General features: G+C 58.2%; 16 protein-coding genes. 5 read left to right on the top strand and 11 right to left on the bottom strand.

Annotated elements, in window-relative coordinates; genetic code table 11:
* Positions 1-6: 6 nt before the first annotated feature.
* From sfnG to QEZ49_RS02840, 4 genes are all read right to left on the bottom strand, one after another.
* Positions 7-1,125 (bottom strand): dimethylsulfone monooxygenase SfnG, encoded by a 1,119-nt coding sequence (gene sfnG, locus QEZ49_RS02855; RefSeq protein ID WP_280384037.1) that lies wholly within the window; start codon positions 1,123-1,125, stop codon positions 7-9.
* An 89-nt stretch (positions 1,126-1,214) separates the two neighbouring features.
* Entirely contained in the window at positions 1,215-1,760 is a 546-nt protein-coding gene (locus tag QEZ49_RS02850) for an NAD(P)H-dependent oxidoreductase (protein WP_280384035.1), read from the bottom strand.
* A gap of 231 nt (positions 1,761-1,991) precedes the next feature.
* Positions 1,992-3,248 carry a porin gene (locus QEZ49_RS02845; RefSeq protein WP_280384033.1) on the bottom strand — a complete coding sequence of 419 codons (1,257 nt, stop codon included), beginning with the start codon at positions 3,246-3,248 and terminating at the stop codon, positions 1,992-1,994.
* Positions 3,249-3,504: 256 nt separating this feature from the next.
* Entirely contained in the window at positions 3,505-4,572 is a 1,068-nt protein-coding gene (locus tag QEZ49_RS02840; RefSeq protein WP_280384031.1) for a hypothetical protein, read from the bottom strand.
* 170 nt (positions 4,573-4,742) lie between these two features.
* On the opposite strand from QEZ49_RS02840, the gene QEZ49_RS02835 reads away from it, so the two are divergent.
* Positions 4,743-5,081 (top strand): hypothetical protein, encoded by a 339-nt coding sequence (locus tag QEZ49_RS02835; protein WP_280384030.1) that lies wholly within the window; start codon positions 4,743-4,745, stop codon positions 5,079-5,081.
* Between the two features lie 355 nt (positions 5,082-5,436).
* Here QEZ49_RS02835 and QEZ49_RS02830 read toward each other — a convergent pair whose 3' ends face one another.
* From QEZ49_RS02830 to QEZ49_RS02820, 3 genes are all read right to left on the bottom strand, one after another.
* Positions 5,437-8,043, bottom strand: coding sequence for an autotransporter outer membrane beta-barrel domain-containing protein (locus QEZ49_RS02830; RefSeq protein WP_280384028.1), 2,607 nt, complete (start codon positions 8,041-8,043; stop codon positions 5,437-5,439).
* 477 nt (positions 8,044-8,520) lie between these two features.
* Positions 8,521-11,691, bottom strand: a complete 3,171-nt coding sequence (locus QEZ49_RS02825) for a multidrug efflux RND transporter permease subunit (protein WP_280384026.1) — start codon at positions 11,689-11,691, stop codon at positions 8,521-8,523.
* Positions 11,692-11,706: 15 nt separating this feature from the next.
* Entirely contained in the window at positions 11,707-12,849 is a 1,143-nt protein-coding gene (locus tag QEZ49_RS02820) for an efflux RND transporter periplasmic adaptor subunit (protein ID WP_280384024.1), read from the bottom strand.
* Between the two features lie 202 nt (positions 12,850-13,051).
* On the opposite strand from QEZ49_RS02820, the gene QEZ49_RS02815 reads away from it, so the two are divergent.
* Together QEZ49_RS02815 and QEZ49_RS02810 are read left to right on the top strand one after the other, a co-directional pair.
* Positions 13,052-13,630 (top strand): TetR/AcrR family transcriptional regulator, encoded by a 579-nt coding sequence (locus tag QEZ49_RS02815; protein ID WP_280384022.1) that lies wholly within the window; start codon positions 13,052-13,054, stop codon positions 13,628-13,630.
* Positions 13,631-13,693: 63 nt separating this feature from the next.
* A complete protein-coding gene (locus tag QEZ49_RS02810) occupies positions 13,694-13,888 on the top strand; it encodes a hypothetical protein (protein WP_280384020.1) in 195 nt (64 codons plus the stop codon).
* 62 nt (positions 13,889-13,950) lie between these two features.
* Here the strand turns inward: QEZ49_RS02810 and QEZ49_RS02805 are convergent, their stop codons facing one another.
* The 3 genes from QEZ49_RS02805 to QEZ49_RS02795 form a co-directional block, all read right to left on the bottom strand.
* Positions 13,951-14,868, bottom strand: coding sequence for an HWE histidine kinase domain-containing protein (locus QEZ49_RS02805; protein WP_280384018.1), 918 nt, complete (start codon positions 14,866-14,868; stop codon positions 13,951-13,953).
* 244 nt (positions 14,869-15,112) lie between these two features.
* Positions 15,113-16,582 carry a DUF1254 domain-containing protein gene (locus QEZ49_RS02800; protein ID WP_280384017.1) on the bottom strand — a complete coding sequence of 490 codons (1,470 nt, stop codon included), beginning with the start codon at positions 16,580-16,582 and terminating at the stop codon, positions 15,113-15,115.
* Positions 16,583-16,646: 64 nt separating this feature from the next.
* Complete coding sequence (locus QEZ49_RS02795; protein ID WP_280384015.1) at positions 16,647-18,176, bottom strand: DUF1254 domain-containing protein; 1,530 nt, start codon at positions 18,174-18,176, stop codon at positions 16,647-16,649.
* A 310-nt stretch (positions 18,177-18,486) separates the two neighbouring features.
* On the opposite strand from QEZ49_RS02795, the gene QEZ49_RS02790 reads away from it, so the two are divergent.
* Together QEZ49_RS02790 and QEZ49_RS02785 are read left to right on the top strand one after the other, a co-directional pair.
* Positions 18,487-18,849, top strand: a complete 363-nt coding sequence (locus tag QEZ49_RS02790) for a DUF2946 family protein (protein WP_280384014.1) — start codon at positions 18,487-18,489, stop codon at positions 18,847-18,849.
* A gap of 183 nt (positions 18,850-19,032) precedes the next feature.
* A complete protein-coding gene (locus tag QEZ49_RS02785; RefSeq protein WP_280384012.1) occupies positions 19,033-21,300 on the top strand; it encodes a TonB-dependent receptor in 2,268 nt (755 codons plus the stop codon).
* 152 nt (positions 21,301-21,452) lie between these two features.
* On the opposite strand, the gene QEZ49_RS02780 is transcribed toward QEZ49_RS02785, so the two are convergent.
* Positions 21,453-24,239: a TonB-dependent hemoglobin/transferrin/lactoferrin family receptor gene (locus QEZ49_RS02780; RefSeq protein WP_280384010.1), complete on the bottom strand. Its 2,787-nt coding sequence runs from the start codon at positions 24,237-24,239 to the stop codon at positions 21,453-21,455.
* Positions 24,240-24,308: the final 69 nt, after the last annotated feature.

The raw sequence follows: 24,308 nt of genomic DNA, 5'->3' as shown, positions 1-24,308 counted from the left end.
TTGCGGTTAGATGACGGTGAACCTGCACATCGGATCGGCTTGCTCCATCTCGCGCACGAGAGGGATGACCCGCTCACCGAAGAAGCGCGCCTCTTCGTGACAGTGCAGGAAGCAGCAAAGGACGAGATCAACGCCGATCTTGCGAAGATTGACGATACGCTCGGCGATCTGCTCAGGCGTTCCGATCAGGTTGGTACGGAACCCGTCGTTGTACTGAACGAGATCACGATCGGTGGAATCCACCCACATCCCGATCTTCTCTTTGGTCGCCTGTCCGGCCTCGCGCACAGCATCGCGGAACTTATCGACCGCCGCGATATCTGCACCGGCGATGATGCGTTCCAGCTCAGCGTTGGCCTCAGCTTCGGTTTCTCGAGCGATGACAAATGCGTTGACGCCGAAGCGTACACGCCTGCCGATTGCCGCTGCACGTTTGCTGACAAAATCAATCTGGCCTTCATGCTCATCCAGCGTGTTGCCGTTCATGAAGTACCAGTCGGAAACGTCAGCAGCCATCTTCTGGGCCGCAATCGAGTTTCCACCCTGGAATATTTCCGGCATCTGGCGATCAGGAATGGTGAGCGGCATGGGCTTCAACGAGTAATCGCTGATTTTCCAGTACTTGCCGTCATAGTCGAAATTGTCTTCCGACCAGACGCCACGCATGATCTCTACGAATTCACGCGAGCGCACATAACGCTCATCGTGCTCCAGCCATTCAACACCCAGCGCATCGAACTCACGCCGGAACCAACCGGTTGCGACATGGATGGCCCAACGACCGTTGAAGATCTGATCCGCGGTCGCGCCATGCTTGGCGACAACAACCGGATGGAAGATGCCTGGAATGATCGCGCTGATGATGTTTATGCGCGATGTGTTGGCGAGCAGAGCCGCAGAAAGGATCAGCGAGTCGTGCTGATACTCGGCGCCGTAGTTGCCGCTAAACCGGATCTGGGTCAGGGCGTATTCAAAGCCACCGTCCTCAGCGATCCGCACGAGCTTGGTATTGTAGTCAAGCCCCCAGTCCGTACGCTGCGGAACTTTACTAACCACCAGTCCACCGCTCACATTGGGAACCCAAAGAGCGAATTTGGTCGGTTGCTTTTTGAACGGCTTGGCCATGCTAGGCAATTCCGCATAAGGCATTTTGGATCTGTCTCAAATAGGTGGGCGCGTAGTTCGTTACACTCACCGCGCCGCGCACCATAAATCTAGCTAGCCAGCGCTCGGGCCGGCGCGAATGCAGCAACGACTTCACTTGCCACGCGCTCAATCCGCTTATTGAGATCTGGGCTCACGACGCGACCATCGGCGAAATCGTCTGTCAGTCCAAACAAACCCGTGGTTATGGTTTGCATGGAGAAAAAGCCCATCAGCGGACGCATCTGATGCTCGAGCATCAAGCCATGCAGGGGTGAGCCGCCGGTTGCGCAAAGCACAGCCTTCCGATCACGCATCGCATCGCGATCAACCAGATCAAAAAAGTGCTTGAAGACGCCCGTGTACGTGGCCCGATAGACCGGAGTACCGAGAATGAGCAGGTCCGCCTGCTCGGTCATCTGGAGCAACTTCTCGCCACGCGCGGTCACCTCTGGACGCGTAAGACCGCACATGAATTCGTGTGCATCATCGGAAAGAGAGATGGATTCCCGCGTGCAGGCCATTCTGCCAGACACCGCAGCAGCAACGGCGTCAATCAATATGCCCGTGCGGGATGGCTTGGTTGGGCTACCGTTGATGGTCACCACAGTAAGCATCGGCGTTTCCTCGTAGTTCGGCTTGTTATTTTTTTTAAGCCAATCGATTGTATCGATCGGTCCATCATGCGACCAAAAGTCTGCTTACGCAAGCAATGATCGCGTGCTTCGCAGCTGCGCTATTACTCAAACGTGCATTTTGCGCATTTATCTTCGCGTTTTTTACACCTCTAAAAAAATTGGCCCGAGCACGCAGGTCTCGGGCCAAGTCAGGGAGCACAATTTTGCCAGTTAGAAGTTGATGAACGCACCGAACGCGAACGTCGACATGTCCTTCGTGTTAACGCCGGGCACATCAACGGAATGGTTGCGATAGCGCAGCCACATGGACATGGCAGCAGCATCGATTTCCTGCACGACGCCAACGCCCCAGAACTGGGACTTCGAGCCGTCAACAACCCATGAGACGTCGTCAGCAACGTTCAACGGCGTGCCGTTGTCGTTAACCATCATCGCGCCATCGGTGCCGAGCAGATACTCGCCATACGGAATGGTTGCACCGAGCTCCGTCCAGGTCCGGCGCAGACCAGCCTTGACGTAATAGGTGTTGGTGCTGGGGTTGTTCAATGCGTTCGGTGTCGGCGTCTGGTCAAGGTGACCGAAGCCGCCGATGGCAAACAGACCCGTCGGCATGTTCTGCAGGTAAAGACCGGCCTGCGTGTACTTCAGCTTGCCGCCCCACGGCGCACCGTGCGCAGAGTCCATCGTCTCGCCGTAGGTGGCGATTGCGTTGACCTTCCAGTCGCCGAGCGTGTTGAAATGACGTGCCGCAATGGCCCATGCATCATCTTCACCCCACGACGTGGAGAACGAGAAGCCGCCATACGCAGGCGAATCGTAACGCACGACATCGCGCGGGAGACCGTCGCAGTCGCCAGGACCACCACCCCAGCCACGGCACGAAACCGCGTTACCCCAGATCATGGAGTTGCCAGGCGCAAAGTTTCCGCGCACATTGAAGCCGAACACGTCATACGCAACCCAGTAGGCCGCAACGAGCGATCCAGACTGGTCAAGCGAAACGATTGCGTTATCGTCAGCGGGAGACTGCAGACCAACGCTCAACTTGCCAAGACGTTCGCTCTTCAAATACCAGTAGGAGTACAGAAGCTGTAGCGAGTTCGGCGATCCGGTGAGGCCTGGGCCTCGCGGGCTGTTTTGATTGGTCGTATAAACGTCGTTGGTGATCAGCTCGACATGCAGCACATAGCCAGCCGACACATCTTCAGTAATTTTGGCTTCGCCGGTGAAGTTGAAGTTACTGGCGAACGCGGTACCCAAGCCGGTCATGTAGACGTTGGATTCAACGCCATCATCCCAGTAGACCATCTGCTCGGCAACCCAGCCGGACAGCTTAAGCGATACGCGGCGATTTCCTTTCTTCGCCGTTGTTGCTTCCAGCTCGGCAATACGCTCTTCGAGATCGGCGCAGCAGTTACCTCCGAAATCCGCTGCCCCAGCGGGGGCAACGAAACACGCACAAGACAAGGCACCTGCGATCAACGCCGCTCGGGTTTTCCCCATTAGTGTCATTTTTTTCCCCATCAGATCTTCGATTCTTGCGACGCTATACTGACCACTCAGTACACACCTAGTGCAAAAAAGCCTCGATCGGTCGCAATCTTACAGATCGTTAACCCATCTACTCCCTTTCGCCGCCCCATTAGGCTTTTCAGCCCCCCGTAGAACACCCGATGCAATTTGCATCGGGTGCTCCTGGGCGCGACTTGAGGGAGGAAAAGGCTCAAGCAACGTCGTCCCAATCGCCCGGCGTTTTCTGGCCGGTCCAGAGGTATGGTTCAGTCAGTCCGATGCCGAACACGAGCGGGATCACCAGAGACCAATTCACGCCCATGTAAGCGTAGGTCAGCAGCTCCTCCATGCTGGAGAATACCGGCCCGATCATCTTGAACAGCAAGCTCGCGACGACAATGTCCAGGACCAGATAGAACGCGCACGCCAGCAAGCCGCCCCACGGCATGGCAATTTTCGAGAACGGCCAGTTGTGGGTGATGATCGGCATCGCATAGTTGATCGATGTCGCGGTGAAGAAGCAGAGCAGCCAGAAGCTGTCGTCAGTGAAATGCCCCATCGACCAGAACGACGAGATCGGCGACTTATCAAACTCCCACAGCCCGGCAGCGCCGGAGATCTGGAAGCACAGCGCAGCCATCGCAAACAGCGTGGCCATGATCACGACCGCACGACCCGGTTGAGAAACACCGCGTGTCAGATAGGTGAGCGTACCGGTTCCAAGTCCAACGAGCAGGAATGGGAACCACCAGGCAGGCACCCACTTCACGGCTGAATGCGTGATCAGATACGTGAGGCCGGTGAACAGGACCAGGTAAAGGAAGAACTGCCGATGCGGCGGCAGTTTTGACAACAGGAAGCCACCACCAGCGAAGCAGAAGAACGCCAGCAGGAACCACGTCGTGCCCACAAGCGGGAAGATCCCGTCAGCGCCAGGGCCGATCAGGAAGATCAGCTTCGCGCTCCACCAACCCAAGATCCACGACGCCGCAACAACGACAATGCCGCGCGTGAGCTTGTTGGAGATGCCGCCAAACGGCCAGAAGCCCACGCAGGCGAAGAAGCACGCCCACCAAGCCGAGAAAATCTGCCAGCTCACGTTGTCGAGCCAGAAGGATTTCAGGATTTCCTCGCCTTGCCATGGTCCGATCGGGTTTTTGATCACCCACCAATTCACGAGAAAACAGGAAACTATTGAAAGTCCATAGATCCAGGCAAATCCGCGTATCGCTTCATTGGCCCGAAACGGTGCCACTGGCACCGGCGCTGGTTTTGTCATTTCCCCCCCTTTAGGGCTTTTGCTGTTATTCGTTCTCGAGTTTCGGAACTTTTTTTATTGAACGGCACGTCCGCTTAACGGCGACAGGGAAACAGGTCTCGCCGTCGACGGATTGTATTTGTACCGATCGGTCTCCTCCTGTATCGACCGGTACATCATGCAAAAGTCCAATGCAAGAGGATCTGGAGGGCGAAGCGTTTTCGGGATCTTCCGCGAAGGGGGCGGGCAAATTTTTCGCTGTATTCATTGCGATACAGCGAGATGAAATGCTTTATTCGACACCATTGAAATGGTTGCAGCGCACCAATAAAAACTGCAGGACTTTTCAAGCCCTAAACCACGGATTTATTGCACCGGCGAATATCACCATCGAGGCGCACCTGGTCGGGGCAGAACCTATTAAACGCCACCAGCAAGCCCAGCTCTGCCACGCCCTGAGCAACCGCAAAACGAACCAGGAAATGCGGTGCAATACTCGAACTGGGATCGACCCAGCGGTGAAAAATTGAAGAATTTTTAAGAATCGGTGCGTCCAGCAGGTCAGTCATGCTGGCGGCACCAATTCGCGCTCCTGACGCCTACTTTGACCGGTCTCGACCTCACCAGGCAGCATGGCAAGCGTGCAGCAACCGGCTGCGTGCAAGCCCAGCGGGGCCGTCAAAACACCACCCGAACACAGCCGAACCCTGCGCGACGGGCACAGGACCGCACGACCGCCGGCAATCGATCTGCTTTCACATACGACCGCAGCGTTGCGTCAACATAGCTGACTAATCAGGGCCAAGGGCATGCACGGACGCGCAATGCCTATGGCGCTAGGGCAAGCACAATTCGACAGCCACCGGCACAGGGCCGCTCATCACGTCACCACGCAACCTTGACGCCGAGCTTGCCGTCGTAGGCGTTGCCGTCAGCGTGTTCGCTGATACCGACGAGATACGATGCGTTGGCGTAGATGGCGGTGCCATCGCCGATGTCAATTGAGAAGCCGGTGTTGATTTCGAATGTCGTGCCGCCCATGTCGGCCGCGAATGGAATGAAGCCGGTGGCAGACGAGAACTTCGTCTTCGGATCGCCGAGGAACTCATACCAGAAGTTCGGACGCACCCATGCGGTGAAGGTGGATGGTGCTCCGGTCAGCCAAGTTGGTGCGCCGAAGTCCTGCGCGAAGCGCACACCCACGCGGCCCACCAGCGAGTTGACGTTGTCGAAGTGCACCTGTGCGGCGACATCCGAACCGTTGTTGAGGTTGATGGTCTGATAGGCGAGCTGCACCTGCGGCTCGATGCTGAAGCCACCAGGCTCCGTGTAAACCGGATAGCCGCCTTCAAGCGATGCACCGAACGCAGCACCATTGGTGGTCAGCTTGTCGATGCGGTTCGACTTGGCGTCAATATCGTACCACGATCCTAACAACAGCGCATCGACATAGGCATTCTCAGGTGTGTAGTGGGTCCAGTAAGCGCCCCATGAGTACGCCATGAAGCTGTTCTCGCCGGCTTTGCCATCGCCGATGTGCTGGACATCGCCGGAGCCATGGCCGATGGCAAAGAACGCACCGGCATGATTGCGTGACGTTCCGACATCGCCATCACGATAGAGGTCCATGCCGCCCTGGAAGGCCCAAAAGTCATAGTCGTATTTCGGGCCGGCACCGTAGATACCTCCTTTGCCATCATCGCGATCGCCGTGCTGACCGATGAGCCGCGCCCAGGCTGCGTTGGGAGCGCCTTCTGCGTAGGCGCTGACCGCCGTACCGCGCCGTTCGTGCAACGTGTCGAGCATCAGGCGACCGTACAGTAGCGTCATCGCCGGCACTGCGGCGTAGAGCGAGGTTTCCTGCCGCCAATCGGGGATGTCGTCGCCGCAGATCGGCGCCGACGGATCGAGTGCGCAGTTCAGCTCCGAGCGCAGATACCAGGCGTTTGGATTGGAAGCATCTTCGCTGCCGCGATAGAGCGAGTATTCATATGGGCCGGCGACCACCGGACCGGCGAGCGCGAACAAGCCCGGCACCGTTGTGCCGCCGTTGATCGCGTCGACGACCAGGATACCGTTGAGTTGGGTAAGGTCGCCAAGTCCGCCGACGTTGTTGACCGCGAGCTGCGACGTACCGGAGCTCATTCCGCCATCGATCACAAGCCTATCGGAAGGCGATCCATCGCCGCCAAGCTGCGTGTTGATACCAAGCGTGCCGCCCTGACCGACGTAGTTCACCGTTGTCAGTGTTTTGAACGGTCCCGCACTCGAACCCGGCGGCGTGAAGTGCACAACGCTGCCTGCTCCGTTTGTCATGCTCGTCACGTTGGAATCGCCGGTAACGGCCCAGTCGGTCGATTGCAGATTAAGGTTGGAGAACCCACCGGTCGTGACAGCCGCGCCGACGAATGTCGACCCAGACCCCGATATAGAGACTGCTCCACCATTGACATTCAACAGCTCAAGTCCCGTGACTGTTGAATCCGTTATAGTCGCGGTTAAAGCGAACCCTGACACGTCGATTGCCGCGCCCGCAGGCGCACTCAACGTACTGCGCGTGATCGTTGCAATACCCGTATTCTGGGTGTGGCGGAGCGCCGCCGATCCGGCTCCAGTTGCATTGACGGTACTGTCCGTCACGACGACAGTATTGGTCGCGATCTGCAAGACAATACCCGCGGTTCCTACGCCGGTCGTCGTGATCACCGATCCATTCTCAATCGTCATCTCCGATTCATGCGTCACCATCGCGCCGTTTCCCGCGGCCGTAATCGTAGAGCCAGAGATCATGACGTTTGAATCGGCGCGGGACCTGGCTCCTACATCGGAAGAGACGATATCGCTGTTTGTTACGGTCATCGTCGCATTATCCCACGCGTACACGCCGTAAGCCTGAGCCTCGATATAGCTATCGTTTATCGTGACAATACCGCTGTTGCGCGCAAACGCGCCTTCGCCGGAAGCGCCTGACGCGATCAGTTCGCTGTCCGTGACTATAACGTGTGCGCCATCATACGACGCCGCCGCATACCCCGTCGCACCCAAGGCGGTAACACGGGTTCCCGCAACCGTTATCGTCGATAAATCGTTTGCGTTGACGCCGTCATAAGCCGAACCAGAAACCGTCACCTCGCTTCCCGAAATACTGATCGTCGATTGTCCGGTCGCGTACAATCCATGCCCCGTACCGAGTGTTGTCACGGTAGATCCATCGAAGATTGTTATCTGCGAATTAGAATATGCTGCCGCGCCCATTGCGTTCGACCCCGAGGTCGAAATGGTCAGCGGAGTGAAGCTTTGGATGACGCCGCTATTGATCGCGTACAGCGCGGCTTGGTTCACCGTCGTGATTGTGCCGCTGGCAGTCACTGTGGTTCCATTCGCCGACACCTGTTGCGCTTGCGCCGTTGAAGCGCAGACAAGCGACGACACAAGCGGCAGCACGCAAAGCGCTTTAACAGCCGGCCCCATGGAGCGGACCGAAGTCAGCATCCAGCGTTGTGCAGGTTTTTGGTTTGACATGGTACCCCGTAAAATTATCGGATACCGGCAGCACAAGCCGACTAGTCAAATTGACGGACCTAGGCTCAAAAATGCATGTCGACATAAAAAACGGCTATTTGCGCAGGACGTTCAAACACTGCACCCACCGCAAACACTATCAGTGCTCAATGCATCTTGAGCCTGATTCGCCCCTGCCTTCTGGAATTATTGCTGAGCCTTGCGCGCTTTATCATCGATCAGGGCAATCAAGCACCACAGCGTTACACGTTGTCCGTCAACTTACTGTCCGCTGACTGCATTGCAGTTTCGCACCGACACCGTAAGCCCGAGCCAGCAGCGGTTGGCCTGGCGCCAAAGCACGCGCGCGAGCCTTGCGCACGGAGATCGCGGCAGAGCACTGCGCTTCGGCTGAAAGTCTCAATGCCGTATGATCGACATACCGTGGCGATGTCGACCAGCCAGCGATCACCCCGAACTGGATGGCGATTGCGCATCGGCAGCAGTGCCAGCTGCTGCATCTGCATTGGGGACGTCACGTCCCGCGCGCCCTTCCTGCAGCCGCTGGAACACGACGTACAGCATCGGGATCAGGAAGATACCGAACACCGACGCTGCAAGCATGCCCGCCAGCACTGGCACACCGACGGCAATCATGCTGTCAGCGCCGGGACCGTTGGCTATCACCAGCGGCACAAGTCCCATGATGAACGCAAAGCTCGTCATCATGACCGGCCTGAACCGCAGCCGGGCACCTTCAATCGCGGATTCGATAACGGATTCACCCGCAGCCCGACGCTCAATAGAAAACGCGACGATCAAAATGGCGTTCTTGGCCGCCAAAGCAACAAGCACCACAAGCCCAATCTGGGCGTAGAGCGTGAAGCTCATGCCCAGCGCCCACAGCGCAGCAACCGCGCCGAGCAGCGAAACAACGACCGACAGCAACACTGGAATGGGGATCATCCAGCTTTCATAGAGCGCCACGAGGAAGAGATAGGCGAAGAGCACCGCGAGCCCGAGAACGATGACTGTCTGCCCGGCGGAATCGATCTGCTCGCGCGCCTGCCCTGTCCATTCGTATGCATAACCCGCAGGCAGTGTCTCAGCTGATACCGCCTGCATGGCATCAATCGCTTCGCCTGGACCACGCCCGGGACCGGGGCCACCGTTGATGGAAATCGCGCGATAGTTGTTGTAGCGCGTAAGCGTGCGAGGTCCGACATCAAGATGAACGTCGGCAATGGCCGACAGTGGCGTCATCTCGCCCGCGCTGTTCCGAACATAGATTGCTGAGATATCCGCGACGCTGCTGCGGAACTGCTGTTCCGCCTGCATACGCACAGTCCAGGTGCGTCCGTACAGGTTGAAGTCGTTGACGTAATAACCGCCCAGCGTCGCCTGCAACGCGGCAAAGACATCGGACAACGATATGTTGAGGGTGCGGGTTTTATCACGGTCGATATCAAGGCGGACAAGCGGTGTCTCAGCCTCGAACGTCGAGAATACCGCGCGCAGCTCCGGCTTCTGATTGGCCGCAACCACCAGCCCGCGCATCGCAGCGGCCATCTCTGGCGGTGTCTGCCCTTGCAGCGCTTCGAGCACGTATTCAAAACCGCCGACCTGGCCCAAACCGGATATTGCGGGCGGATTGACCGCCATCACACTGCCATCCGGGATAACAGAGAAAGCGCCCATCAGCCGTGCTGCAACCGCCGTCGAATGCATCGTGCTTGCGGTTCGCTCCTCGTAGGGCTTCAAGCGAATGAACATCACGCCGGCATTGGAAGCGGCGCCGCCGCCAAGGAAGTCAATGCCAAGAATACTCGTCACGCCATCAACAGCGGGATCGGCGCGGACGATCGCCTCGGCCTTCTGTGCGGCTTCCGAGGTCCGATTGAGCGACGCACCCGCTGGCAGCGTAATGACGCCGATCACAAAACCCTTGTCCTCATCCGGCAGAAATCCCGATGGCGTGTGCTGAAGCAGCCAATAGGTTGCACCACCAATTGCCGCGACGGCTATGATGCTCGCCATCGAAACAGCAACGAGGCGGCGCACGATCACTGCATAGCCGTTCGCCACGCCGTCGATAGCGCGCGTTATGTGCTTCATCACGCCGACAGGATGGCCCGGCTTCAGCATGATTGAGCACAGCGCGGGCGCCAGCGTCAGCGCATTGATCGCTGAGATCACCATCGCTGCCGAAATGGTGATGGCAAACTGCCGGAACAGAACACCGGATGATCCGGCAAGGAATGCCACCGGCACGAAGACCGACAGCAGCACAAGCGTGATCGCGATCACCGGCCCGGCAATTTCCGCCATGGCCTTGCGCGTGGCGTCGGCAGGCGAAAGATGCGGCTCCTCGTGCATCACGCGCTCGACGTTCTCCACGACGATGATAGCGTCATCGACGACAATGCCGATAGCCAGCACAAGCGCCAGCAATGAGATTGTGTTGGCCGAAAAGCCAGCCGCCAGCAAAATCGCAAACGTACCGATGATGGCCACCGGGACCGCGAGCAGCGGAATGAACGTCGGTCGCAAACGGCCAAGAAAAATGAAAACAACCAGCGCAACGAGCGCAAACGCTTCGACCAGCGTATGGATGACCTTATCGATCATCGCCGAAACGAACTCGGCCGTGTTGTATACGTACGCAAACTCGACGCCTTCAGGAAAACGCTCCTGCAACTGCTCAAGGCGCTTGGAGACAGCCGTTGCGACGTTGACGGCGTTAGCACCGGGCGACAGGTAAATCGCCACCGGCGCAGCAGGCTTGCCCTCGTAGCGCGCTTCGGTGTCGAACGACGCTGCCTCAAGCTCTATCCGCGCCACGTCATTGACGCGCACAAACGAGCCATCACCACCCGAGCGGACGACAATGTTGCCAAACTCCTCGGTCGTTGACAGGCGACCCTTGGTCGTCACTGTAAGCTGCAACCGCTGATCGTCGGATAGCGGCGCAGCGCCAACACGGCCCGCCGCAGCCTGCAGGTTCTGCGATTGAATAGCCTGGATGACATCCTGTGCGGTCAGACCGAAGTTCGCCAGCTTCTGCGGATCAATCCAGACCCGCATCGCATAGTCACGCGCACCAAAGATCGACGCATCGCCAACGCCGGGCACACGCTTCAGTTCGTCCAGAATATTGAGGGTGACAAAGTTGGAGAGGAACAACTGATCCTTCTCACCACTAGGCGAGTAGAACAGAAACACCTGCAAAAGGTCCGTTGAGACCTTTGCGATCGTCAAGCCGGTACGGCGCACCTCTTCCGGCAGCTTTGCGGTGGCGAGGTTCGCGCGGTTCTGGACGTTGACCGTATTGATGTCGGGGTCGGTGCCAAGCAGAAACGAGACCGTAAGCGAATACGATCCGTCGTTGGCCGACGTCGACTTCATGTATTGCATACCCGTTACGCCATTGATGGCGTTCTCGAGCGGCTGTGCGATGCTCTCCTCGACCGTAATCGCATCAGCTCCGGGATAGGAAGCGCTGACACGCACGGTGGGCGGCGCAATCTCGGGATACTGCGCGACCGGAATTGTCTGGGTCGCGATCAGTCCAGCCAATGTCAGAACGATGGAGATCACCATCGCCAGTCGCGGACGGCGAATAAAGACGTCGAAAATCATGATGCCGTCCTGTTCTTAGCCCTTGGCCGCGTCTGCAGCGTCCTTCGCTTCGCTGGGATCGACACTGATGCCAGGGCGAACTTTCTGATGTCCGCTGGTGATGACCCGCTCCCCGGCTACCAGCCCGCTTTTGACAACGATGTGCGGCCCGCGCTGCTCGCCAACCTCCACACGCCGCGTCTCAACCTTGTTATCCGGCGTGACCAGCAAAACGTATGCGCCCTGCTGGTCCAGCAGCAGCGCCGCTTGCGACATCATGAGCTTGAGTTCGGGCTCTTTCGCCAACACGCTGACACCGACGATCTGCTGATCGACGAGCAATCTCTCGGGATTGGCAAAGGAGGCCCGCACGGTAATCGTGTCCGTGCCTGCGTTGCCCTGCACCTCGGAAAACTTGATAGCCCCATCGTGCGGATAGGCACTGCCGTCGGGCAGCTTCAGACGTACGAGAACATTGTCGGCCGAGCGCCCTTCCCGGCGCACCTCGAGCAGCACGCGCAGCGGAACAGGAAACGCGACGTACATCGGATCCTGGCGAACCAATGTCACAAGCGGGTTGCTCGATGCGCCGACATATTCCCCGATCGAATATGTAGCGCGCCCGGTGCGACCATCCATCGGTGCGCGGATCTCGGTATAGCTGAGGTTGAGCTCCGCCTGCTTTACAGCCGCCTGTTGCGCTTCGACCGTTGCACTCGCCTGCGCCAGCTTCGAATGGGCATCGTCAAGCGATGCCTGGGAAGAGGTGCCACGATCAGCCAGCGGCTTGGTTCGGTTGTAGGTCGCCCGTGCCAGTTCCTGCACCGCCACCGCATTCGCGAGGTTAGCTTTCGCGAGGGCAAGAGCGGCCTCATACGGCGCATTTTCAAGCGCGAACAGAAGCTGCCCCTCTTTGACCTCGGCGCCTTCCTCAAAGCCACGGGCGGCGATGAACCCATCGACGCGCGCCCGGATGTTCACTTTGTCGATCGCCTGAACGCGCCCGATATATGTCGATTCATCGATCGCATCGCGCATCTGCAGTGTTTCGACGATAACACTTGGCGCGGGCGCAGCAGCCGGAGTTTGGGCGCGTACCACGCTGGTCCAGCCGCTCAGAACGGCGCACGCCAGCAGCGCCGCTGCGGAAAGATGCCCGCGTCTTGTCTCGGTTGCCACCTTCGGGACTGCCCGGCTCAGTTGCCTCACGTTCAACGTCCTTCCATCGCGTGGCGCCAGCCTTCGGCTGCTCCGTGTTCCCACTTGCGCAAAACGAGCGCCGGGCATACCATTTACAAAACGATATCGTTTCCTATTGTCAAGTCGCATGAAGAAGATAAGCACCTCATCCGTGACAACACGCCACCCTGGGCGCCCCCTCGTGCTCAGCGCTGAGGATCGTCGTGCGGCTATCTTGACCGCGGCAGAAGGCGTTTTTACGAACATCGGCTACGGCGCCGCGACGATGGAAGAAATCGCTCGCGCGGCGGCAATGTCCAAGAAGACCGTCTACGGCTTTTTCGCTGACAAGCGGGCCATTTTCTCCGCACTTATCAGCTTTGTTGAGCTGTATCCGGAAGGCGCCCTGGTGGGGAAAAATGCCGCCACACGAGCAGACCTGACCCACCACCTCCAGACCATAGCGGAGCGCGCGCAACTGCACGTTGAGATGACGCGGCTGGTTATCTCAGAGGCTCGACACTGTCCCGAGCTAGCGGCTGTGTTCAGGGAACGGGCAATAAAGCAAGGCAAGCGATTTTTCATCGAGGCGGTGCGGTCGTTTCAAGCCTCACACAACCCAAAAGTTAGCAAAGACGTAGAGGATACCGCCGCAATGTTGTTCGGAGCAATCGTCGGCGATCTGCACTTGCGGGCTCTGTTGGGCGAAAAGCCCCTCTCACGTACAAAACTTCAAAAGCACATCGACAGCGCAATATCGCTCATTCTGCCACGCAGCTAACGACGCAAGCTTAGAAGCAGGCTCACGCGCACCGCATCAGTTGTGGTTTATCCGGAGCATTCCATGCCCATTATATCCTGGCTCCTCCGTCCAATACTGTTCATCTCGGCCGTGATCGCCGGATGGTTTGTATCTACTGATGCAGCAAATTTCGGCGTCGTGCAGATGGCCGTCAGTGTGCTTGTCATCGCAGCCCTTGTTGGCCTGGCTGCCTTCTGGCAACCGATCGCACTCTGGTTTCGCAACCTGATAAAATGACTACAGAAGCTCCGGGATGTGTAGTCGCACATACTGACGCGCTGCCTGCGAAGAAGGCCGCGTCAGCCGTATGGTACAATAAGGGTGGCCTTCATTCCTGACGGCTGCCAGCTCTTGTCAATCGTGCCGCCAAGTGCTGCGGTAACGCCGCGGATGAGTTTAGTGCCAAACCCTGTGCTCTCCGGAGCCGAGGCAATGTTTGGACCGCCGTGTTCGCTCCAGCGAACTGTGAGATACGTATCGTCAGCTTCCCACTGCACAGTTAAACGCCCATCGGGCGTGCTTAAAGCGCCGTGTTTCGCCGCATTCGTGATGAGTTCATGCAGGATGAGCGCCAGAGAAGGCGCGATTGTCTGACCGAGCGGGACCGGCGGCCCTGATAATAGTATGGCGTGCCCGATAAAGGGGCGTAGCTCCTCAGCAAGTATATCGGATAGCGAGGCGCTGTAGGTTTCCGAGCGCGTGAGCAGGTCGTTGGTAGCAAACAATGAACCCAAACGCCCATTGATGGCACTGGCGGTCTCCGGGTCGGCTCGAAGTGTCTGCGAAACGATGGACTGCGCAACGGTCGTTGCATTCTTGTTGCGGTGATTGAGCTCACGCAACAGCAGCGCCCGGCGCTCCTGTTCCGCCGTCAGCTTTTGCTGCGAATTGCGATAAGCACTGCCAATCCAGACGAGTATTCCGCCGGACAAAAGGAACAGCGCGAGGTTGATGGTGCGCGCGGCATCCACCTCAGCAAACCAGCTGGATTGCTCCTGCATGGTGATAAGGCCTAGCACAGTGCTGAGCACAAGTGCTGCTATTCCCGGACCGCGTCCATACATGATCGCGCCCGCTAGCAGAGCGGGATAAAAGGTCGAAAAGATCAGGATCTTCGGATCGATCTGAGCGAGACCGAACCTGAATAGGGCCGCGACCAGCACAAACCCAATAGCACTTGCATAGGCGGCAGCAGTGTCGGCCCACGGTCGGCGCATGCGCGGTTTCCTGCCAAAGCAATATGTGTAGGAGAAACATAATCGCTGGAAGGATTGCGCTTGTCGAGACGGGACGCGCGAAGAAAATATCGCACAGCCGACGGCGGGAAAGCTACTGACTGAGCATAGCTGCTTTGTTCTGGAACGAAACTCCCCGGCGATCTTTTCCGCCGGGGATACAATCAACGTTTGCAGCCGCACTGATTAAGCGCGGCAGAAGCAGCACAAGCCTACGATGCGCACGTTATTTGGTGGCCGCTATTTCAGGCGGCTGCCACGAGCCATCAATGATCGGCTCCTTGCCCCAGTAGGCGCGGATGTAGAGCGAGAAGTCTCCATCGGGTGCTGGCAGCCAGTTGCTTTCCGGCGCATCCTTCGGCTGTTTCGCACTGACATGCAGTGTCAGCGAGCCATCGTCGTTCAGCTTCAGATCGGCATTCTTGGTTCCGAGCGAATGGCGGTGCAGCTTGTTGGGGCTGAACAGATGGTTCTTGTCATAGATCGACAACGACCAGAACCCATCAACCGGCGGCGTCTCCTTGAACGTGATCGTATACTGCTTTGTGGAGTTAAGCTGCTTGCCGTTGGCGTCGCGATCCGTGAAGAAATACTGCGTTTCCGTCGGGCGGTTCTCCAGGATGTTGGAACGCGCGGTACCGGTACGATCGTAATAGTCAACGCCCCACTGCGCGTTGTTCAGCGACCGGTTCCAGTTGTTGCCTGCGGGCTTGCCGTTGTACTTCCACTTGAAGAACGGCGCGATTAGTTCCTTCTCGCTTTCGACTGCCGTCTTCCGCAGCAGTTTTTTGATCGACGGATCCTTGTCGGCCAACGCCAGCAGCCAACGGAACTGCGCGTACAACGCCTCCTCGCCCGGCAGCGGCGGTACGTCCTGCAAAACTGTGCCGAGCTGATCGAAGTATTTATCCGGGTCAACCCAGCTCACTTCGCCGCCGGATTTGCCAGTGCCGGATTTCTTCTCGGTATCGTCAACGACGGGGAGCTTGTTCCACGCGACGGTCTTCATTTTGCCGTCGAACTTATCAAGTGGGTAGACCACGATCTGATCAATCACGCTTTGGATCGCTTTACGATCATCTTCAGTGTCGTTCATGAATACGCGTGGCACGATGCTGGCGACCTTCGTACTTGAACGCATGACACCGCTGATCCCCTCAGGCGCAGTGCCGTTCCAGTTCGGTCCGACCAACAGATAGAAGCCAGGCTTGGTGCCGTACTGCTTACCGAAATGACCGAACTGATCGGTCCGCTGGTCGTAAGCCGCATAGATCCAGAAGCGATCTCCGAAATCAGGCACCTGCACAACAACCGGCTGCGCGTCGAGATCGAAATATCCCAGCCCATACACGACGTCCTGGTTGGGGCACGCAATGAAGCGCTGATCCGCCGCCAGATAATCGTGCAGCATCGCGATTTGCCCGCGCGGAGCAACCGGAAGTATCCCGCCGACCAGCTCCGGGCGCTCCGCCTTGGTGATGCTGGTGTAGCGGTTCAGCACATTCACCATCGGCCATCCCCAGATGTACGCCGTGCGCGCAATAGCTTCGACGAAGCTGTCCGGCGGCGTCACCTCGGCCGAAGGCACCGCGAGCGGTGTAGCCCCCCCGCTCTCAAGCGCAATCGCTGCCGCCGGCATAAGCCCCATCGCACAGGTGCTGAGCAGCGTTGCCTTGAAAGCATTTGTTCTAGTCATTGCACGTCTCCACTACGTTCATGGTGCTTGCAGTCATCGCAGCGCTCGATTGATAGAACCCGCGTTACTGCCGCTCAAAATCGCCCGGCTTCCAGCTGTAATCGATAGCCGACTCTTTGGGTCCGTAGAGCCGCAGGATGGCGAAGAAGCCCTTGTCTGCTGCAGTCGGCAGCCAGTTATCTTCCTTGCCCTCGGGCGCGTTCGGTCCGATGTAAAGATCGATTGATCCGTCCGCGTTGAACTTTGGATTGTCGCGTGAACCGAGCGAGGGAAAGCGGCGCTCAGCAGTTGGCAGCCCTGAAGCGTTCGCCGCGTTGTATAGCGTCAGAGACCAGAAAATCTCCGCCGGGATGTTGGGAGGCAACGTCACTTTATACGCGTGTTTGCCGAGCAGCGGCTTTCCATCCGCATCGTTGAATGCGATCTCGTAAGCTGCGCCCTGCCCTGCCTTTTGCGAAACCATTCCGGGGCTGATCGAATAGTAGTTGGTGAAAAACCAGACGCGTGGCTCAATTTCGTAGAATCCGCCCGCCTTGTTTTCGAACGCAAGCGTCGACGGCTTTTCCGGTCCAGGATACTTTGCATTGTTGACCGGATTGATCCATTGCCGGTCAGCCCACACCTTGTAGCTTTCGCCTGCAATGCCATCCTGCAAACCGATAACGCGGCTTGTCTTGTAGGCTGTCTTGGCAGCCGCATTCAGCATCGACTTAGTTGCAGCGTCCGGCTTGAACGGCTTACCCGCAATCAGCCCCACGTTTGCCAGCAAGCCAAGTCCGTCAGCGCTGGCGAGATGTTTTCCCTCACGATCGACAAGCCATTTGAGCTGTTCAAACGCAGAGAAGTCACTACGCGGAAGCATGTCGGCGGGCACGCCCGATGCATTAGGGAACTGCATCGGCTTGCGTTCAGCCGGCGTGGAATTCAGCGGGTAGATCTGCGACCGCTCAATCAACTCAACCGCCGGCGCAAGATTTTTCGGATCCTTAAAGAAGGAGCGCAGGAAGATGAAGATGTTGTTTGTGCCGGAGCGATAGACGAAGTACCCCTCGGGCACATCGCCATCATAGCCCGGCGGAAGGATAAGAAACTTTCCACCCTTGCCATGATCGGGGCCCGCGAAACCCACATCGCCAAAATACTTTCCGCCATCTACAGGGATAGGCCGCTGCCAGAAATCGAGCAGAATGCCTTGCATGTCAGACGGAGCATCGAACACGAGCGGACCGGTTTCGCTCAGATCGACATAGCTCATCGCGTAGATGACGTCTGAGTTCGGCGTGGTCACCAGTGTCTTGGGATCGAGGCGATCCTTCCAGATCGGCAACACATTATATCCGGTGCCGAACGCAGCGTCGGAACCGAACTTCATGCCCAACGTGTTTATGAGCGGCATCGCCCAGAGATAGGCCTGAGTTGCCTGCTGGAACGCAAGTTCACGCTGCAGCTTTATGGCGGTTTCGGCAGTAGGACGCCCGTCAACAAATGGAGCGTCGGCCAGACCTTCGAAGTGCGTTGCGCCAGCAACGGCGTTGCTTGCTATCGGCGCGCAACAGGCAAAGGTCGCCAGCGCCCACGTACCTACAAATTTCATAAATTTTACTCGCTCACCCTTTTCTCACCTCCTTTGTTACTTGGCACATGGATGTTTCAAATGAGTTGTCCCTGGCATCGCTGCGGACTGCGCAAATTAGCGCCTTGAGACACTTGTTGTTCTCAATCGCGCTGGTTCACTCCCACGCTTGAAACACTGCAGATACATGCTGCACGGCTTGCAGACGACATCACAGCAATAGGCCGTTGTTACTCTGCTGACACACAGCAATACGCATAAATTTGCTCTGCTCGCGGGCCATGTTGATCGCACACACGTGCTCGCCTATCGCTAGTTGGTGAGGTGTAGCGTGCGTAATGGTTGGGCCATAGTTGTAGCATTCGCACTGATCCTGCGCAGCCTGCTGGCGCCAGGGATCATGCTGGAGGCTGGCCCCCAGGCAGGCACATTCACCGTTATCCTTTGCTCCGATCATGGCAGCATCGTTTTGGATCTCGACGGCGATGGCCGTCCTGTTCCCTCCAAACAGAAGCAATCGGGCAGCTATGCGTGCCCCTACGCGGCATCCTCTCAGCTGGCGCTGCTGACATCGCCTACCATCATTGCGGCGCCATCAACGATTGCGGCCGATGATGTATTTGTCGCCGACACTTCTGCGCCTGTTGCCCGGCATGAACTGCCCCAACCGGCGCGCGGCCCGCCCCGCGCCTGATACTAAAATCCATTCGATCCCTGTAACCACGCGCTGAATCTGGCGGAGGCTGACGCACGTACATTCCGTGCGCCAACCTTTCTGTCACCGACGCTGCATGCATCCATTTGGCGACCGCGTCTTCGCGGGCGGACGGGTGCGCGCGCCCAGCGCATAGCTCAATACGAATTGCGAGTTTGTACTATGAGTAAACGTGTAAGAACCGTCGCGGTGTTGCCGTTGTCGGTTGCTCTCGCCATCAGCACTGTGCATGCCGAAGCAGTGGCACAGCAGACAGACGCAGAACAGGCTACGCCGCTGCCCGCTGTAACCGTCGAAGCGCCGGCAGCTTCAAAGGCCAAAAAGAAGGCGATAAAAAATCAGCAGACGGTTAGCCCTGCCCCTCTGGCAGCGTCCGCAACCGAAGAGCCGGAAGCAATGACGCCGGCGTCTGTTGTCACCTCGGTCGAAAATGTGCCGTTCGCTCGACAGCAGACAGTCAACCCGCAGAGCACTCTTGCCAGCAATGACTCCGCGCGGCTGTTCCAGAGCTTTCCGGGCATGAGTTTCCAGACCGGTGGCGGGGTGTCGTCGTTGCCGTATCTCAACGGCTTCGGCGACGACCGCCTCAAGATTGTCGTGAACGGCATGACGCTGACGTCGTCATGCGGCAACCATATGAACCCGGCGCTGTCGTATCTTGATGCTTCGGCGGCTGGCAACGCTTACGTCATTGCCGGCATCACTCCGGTCAGCATGGGCGGTGACAGCCTCGGTGGCACATTGGCCGTAGAATCGGCAACGCCGCGCTTTGCACTGGCCGGTGAAGGCTTCACCGCCGGCGGCCGCATCTCCACCAACTATCGTAGCAACGGCGATGGCATCGGCGCCTCAGTCCACGCATACGCAGCAACGGAAGATCTAAGCATCGCCTACACGGGCTCAACCACCAGCGCGCGGCAATACAAGGACGGCAGCGGCCGCACCGTGGACTCCACCCAATACAAATCGACCAACCACTTACTGCAGACAGCGGGCCGTTCCGGCAATTACCGCTTCGGCGTCGATTTTGGCTGGCAGTCGATCCCCTATCAAGGCTTCACCAACCAGTACATGGACATGACCGACAACAAGAGCTTTTCGGTCAACGCCTATTACAAAGCACAGTTCGACTGGGGTTTTGCTGAGGCGCGCGTATATCGTCAGGCGATCCGTCACTCGATGGAAATGCTTGCAGACAAAGCCAGCCTGGGCTGGGTCATGCCGATGGAAACCCGCGGTAGCGACATCGGCTATGACCTGAAGGCCGGGATCAATCTCGATGCTGCCACCCAACTCCGGGTTGGCCACGAGTATCATCGCTATCGGCTGGATGACTGGTGGCCGCCGGTCGCAGGAACAGCGCCGATGATGGCCCCTGACACGTACTGGAACGTCAACGGCGGTGAGCGTGACCGCGTTGCGGTTTATGCGGAGCTTGAACATCAATGGACCGCGGCCTGGACTTCGCTTGTCGGAGCCCGGTTGGATCATGTTAAGACCGACACCGGCGATGTGCAGGGCTACAGCGATATGATGTATGGCGCCGACGCCGCAGCATTCAACGCTCAAAACCATAGCCGGTCCGACAACAATATCGACGTGACCGCGACAGCCCGTTACGTGCCGGATGCTACGCAGGCCTACGATTTCGGCATCGCTCGCAAGACGCGCTCACCCAATCTCTACGAGCGCTATGCATGGTCGAACGAGTCTTTCATGGCCGGATCGATGGTCAACTGGTTCGGCGATCTCAACGCCTATGTCGGCAACATCGATCTCAAGCCCGAGGTCGCGCACTCCATCCGCGCCAGCGCGTCCTGGCATGATGCTGAGCATCGCGATTGGCATGTCAAGATCTCTGGCTATTTCTCGCACGTAACGGATTACATCGGCGTGGAATCCAATCCCCTCTCCTACATGGGGCCGGCACCGGGCCGACGTGCTTTACGCTTCGTCAATCACGATGCGCAGCTGGGCGGTGTTGATCTTGAAGCGATGAAAGCGCTCGGCCACTGGTGGGGCGACTGGAACATCGGCGGCACGTTCAGTTATGTCGCCGGTCGCGATCTGGATAACGACACCTACCTCTTCAACATCATGCCGGCGAACGCGCGCATCGCGCTGTCGCACTCACTCGGCAACTGGACGAACGTTGCGGAGGTACAGGCCGTTGCCACCAAGAACCGTGTCGATGAAGTTCGCGACGAAGGCCGAACAGGAGCGTTCGCGCTGCTTAATCTGCGTTCCAGCTACGCCATGGACCGCATTCGTTTTGATGTCGGCGTCGATAACGTGTTCGACACCGATTACGAGCTGCCGCTCGGCGGCTACAGCGCATTTCTATATCGCTACGACGCGTCAAATCTGTCCGGAGCTGGCGTGCATGGCCCCGGGCGCAGTTTCAACGTCGGGCTCACTGTCGATTTCTGACGTGTTCAACGCCGGTCCCAAGCAGGCTGGGATTGCGATTGGCTTTGCGGCCATCGTAATTCCAGCCTTTTTCTGTTTCCCGGTGTGGACGATACCGCATGATCGTCGTCGATGAACGGTGCAAGCGTATCGCCCGACGCAGATGGTGCGCGTCAGAACTTTGCTGTCAGGCCCATCGTTGCGGTGCGCCCTGGCGCCAGAAACAAGCCGCCCGCCGGCACGTAGCGTTGATCGGTGACGTTATTGACCGACAGGCGCAGCGTGATGTTCTCGTTGGCCTGATAGACGCTGTAGAGATCGAACACTGAATACGGGTCGGTTGATTCAACAACAGTCATGTTGGCGCCGATGGTCGCGACTTGCCGCGTCTTTGTGGGCGATGTGTGCGTGTAACGTGCTCCGATTGTCAGCCGCTCGTCCATCAGACGTATCCCGCCGTCAACCGTCAGCTTGAAGTCCGGCGGGATGTTACCAGCCACCGCGACCACATCGCCATTGGTCGTGAGTATGCCATTCGAAAAGATATCCGTTTTACCAGGCCACTTCGTATCCAGCCACGTTGCTGCTGCACCGATATAGGCGACGCGCATATCGTAGTTGGCTTCCAACTCAATGCCACGCATGGTTGTGGTGCCATCCATGTTGACGAAGCTCGAGTAAGGCGCGAGACGCGTCGGCGTTGCATCCGTCACCAAGCTGCCCATGACGATGTAGTCTTCAATGTCGCGATGGAACGTCGCCATCTTCATGCGGAAGCTATCGTTGTCGCGGAACAGACCGTCCCTGATGATGTTGGCGCCAACCTCATAGGTCTCGCCCCTTTCACCCTGTAAGTTCGCGTTCGGCGCGTAGGCCGTTCCGACGCCATCGCCGGGCGTTCCACCTGCAAAAAATGCTTCAAGCGTTGTCGGCGGGCGGTAGCTCTGGCTGTAGCTCGCGAACGGGCGGAACCAGTCAACCGGCTTCAGCTCGATCGTGGCGGAAGGAAGCCACGCAGAGTCGGTACGGTCGATGTCCAATGTGTGCCCAGGATAGTCTACAACGGTGACGTCCGATCCAGTGCCACGGATCTCGGATCCCGCGTTGGTCCACGCACCATTGTACGCCTCGCCCATAACGGCGAGCTGACTGCAGTTGCTCGCCTGCGCAGCGGGCGTCACAGGGCTGCCGTTGTTAGGATTGATGCCGGTATCACAGATTCCCTTGCGGATATTGTAGATGGTGACACTGTTGACCTGCGCCCACTCGCCCCAAGTCATTACAGCCTGAGCAATCCTGTTCGGCACCACCGTCCGGGTGGATGTTTGCTCGTAATAGGTCGGCGTGCCTTTCAGGCGTGACCAATCATAGCGCAGACCGCCAGAAACCGTCAGCCAATCAGCAGGCTTGAGCTCGCCATTGATGAACGTGCTCGCCACGTCTCTCTGACCCGGCGGATTGAATGCGGTGTAGCTTGTCTCCCATAGCGGATTGAGCGCAATGGTCTCGCTATTCGCAGAAGAGCTGGCCTTGTCGCGGAACGCCTCAGCGCCGTAGTTGAGCGTGAGTAGACCCGCAGCCGTCTCAAGACGGCTGGTATTTTCCAACGTGCCGCCGAAGCTCTGCGTATCCAGATTAAGATAAGTATCCGGCGGCTGGGTGGATGTCGGAGAAGAGCGTCTGGATTCACGTAGCTCGTCGTTACGCGAATTGTTGAACCAGAGGTTGGTCTTCAGATCGATCAGCTCCGTTTCCGGATTCCAGTTGATCTTGCCCACCACGGTGTCGTTGCGCACGTGCTCGATGTTTCCGCCTATGCCTTCCATCGCGTAGGCGAATTTGATGTCCTGATGCATCCACGACAGCGAGGCCGTCAGCCCTTCGCGATTGTCGAACTCCAGCTTCTGGAATGACGACCATGTCTCGCGACCTAGCGCGTCGTTGAACGAGCGCGCATCGCCGTTCTTGCCCGGTTGATATTCACCCAGCTTCAGTTTGCTGAAACCCGCAGTCAACGACAGCGTATCGGTCAACCGAAACGCCGCCAGCGCCGAACCCTGAAAATCATATTCGTTGGTGCCGCGCAGAACGTTTAGTTCAACGCCGGTTTTAGCTCCCGGCGCGATCAGATCGTCGGCGCCCACCGTGCGGAAATCAACCCTGCCGCCGAGCGATCCGGCGCTGCCCGCCTTCGCATCCGTCGTTTTTGCGATGTCGACTTCGCGTATGAAAGCACTGTCGACAAAGGCCTGCCCCGAGTTGGAGCCATAACTGCCCATACCGGTGCCGAAGCCCATGCCGCGCTGTGCATTCTGGCGCGCACCATCTACCGAAACCACGACACGACCGGAATCCTGCAAGCCGCGAATATTGGGCGACACAGTTGGAAAGCTGCCGTTGCCCTCACCGGAATAGACGCCCGCAGCATTTGACAGCAGATCACGCGTGTCGCGCGTCGGCACTGTCTTGATGGCCTCCCGCGAGATGATGCTAACGGATGCCGGGGTTTCATAAACCCAGTCCGGCGTGCCCTGGAAGCCCGCGCTCGCGGCACTGCCCGACACATCAATCGTATCAAGAGCTATAGCGCCATCCACTGTCGCGCCGCCGCTGTCGGCACTTGCGCCCGAGACCGTCACCGTGTTGCCGTTGGTGAAGCTGTACGTCAGGCCCGTTCCACCGAGAAACGTCGCGAATGCCTGCGCTGCAGTCATCGAACCGCTGACCGCCTGTCCCTGCAGCGCTGCATCGACTTTGCCGTTGATGACCACGGAAAGCCCCGCAGCGCGGCCAATGGCGTTCACGCCCTGCGCGATTTTCTGCGCCGGCACATCGAACGTATAGACGTTTGTGCTGTTCGCCTGTTGGGCAGCGGCCCCATGGCCAACGCCCGCCTCCATGACAGCAGCGCAACCGGCCAGCAACAGCGCGGCAAACCGCGCACTCGTAAACGCATACATATACGCAAACCCCAAACGCACACCAATCAGCGGCCGCGCAACGCATCAGCAGCAGGCCTCTAAAGGGAT

Source organism: Hyphomicrobium sp. D-2 (genome assembly GCF_029872155.1).
Classification (GTDB): domain Bacteria; phylum Pseudomonadota; class Alphaproteobacteria; order Rhizobiales; family Hyphomicrobiaceae; genus Hyphomicrobium_A.
The sequence above is the reverse complement of the archived record's forward strand: the minus strand, read 5'-3'. Positions and strand labels throughout refer to the sequence as shown.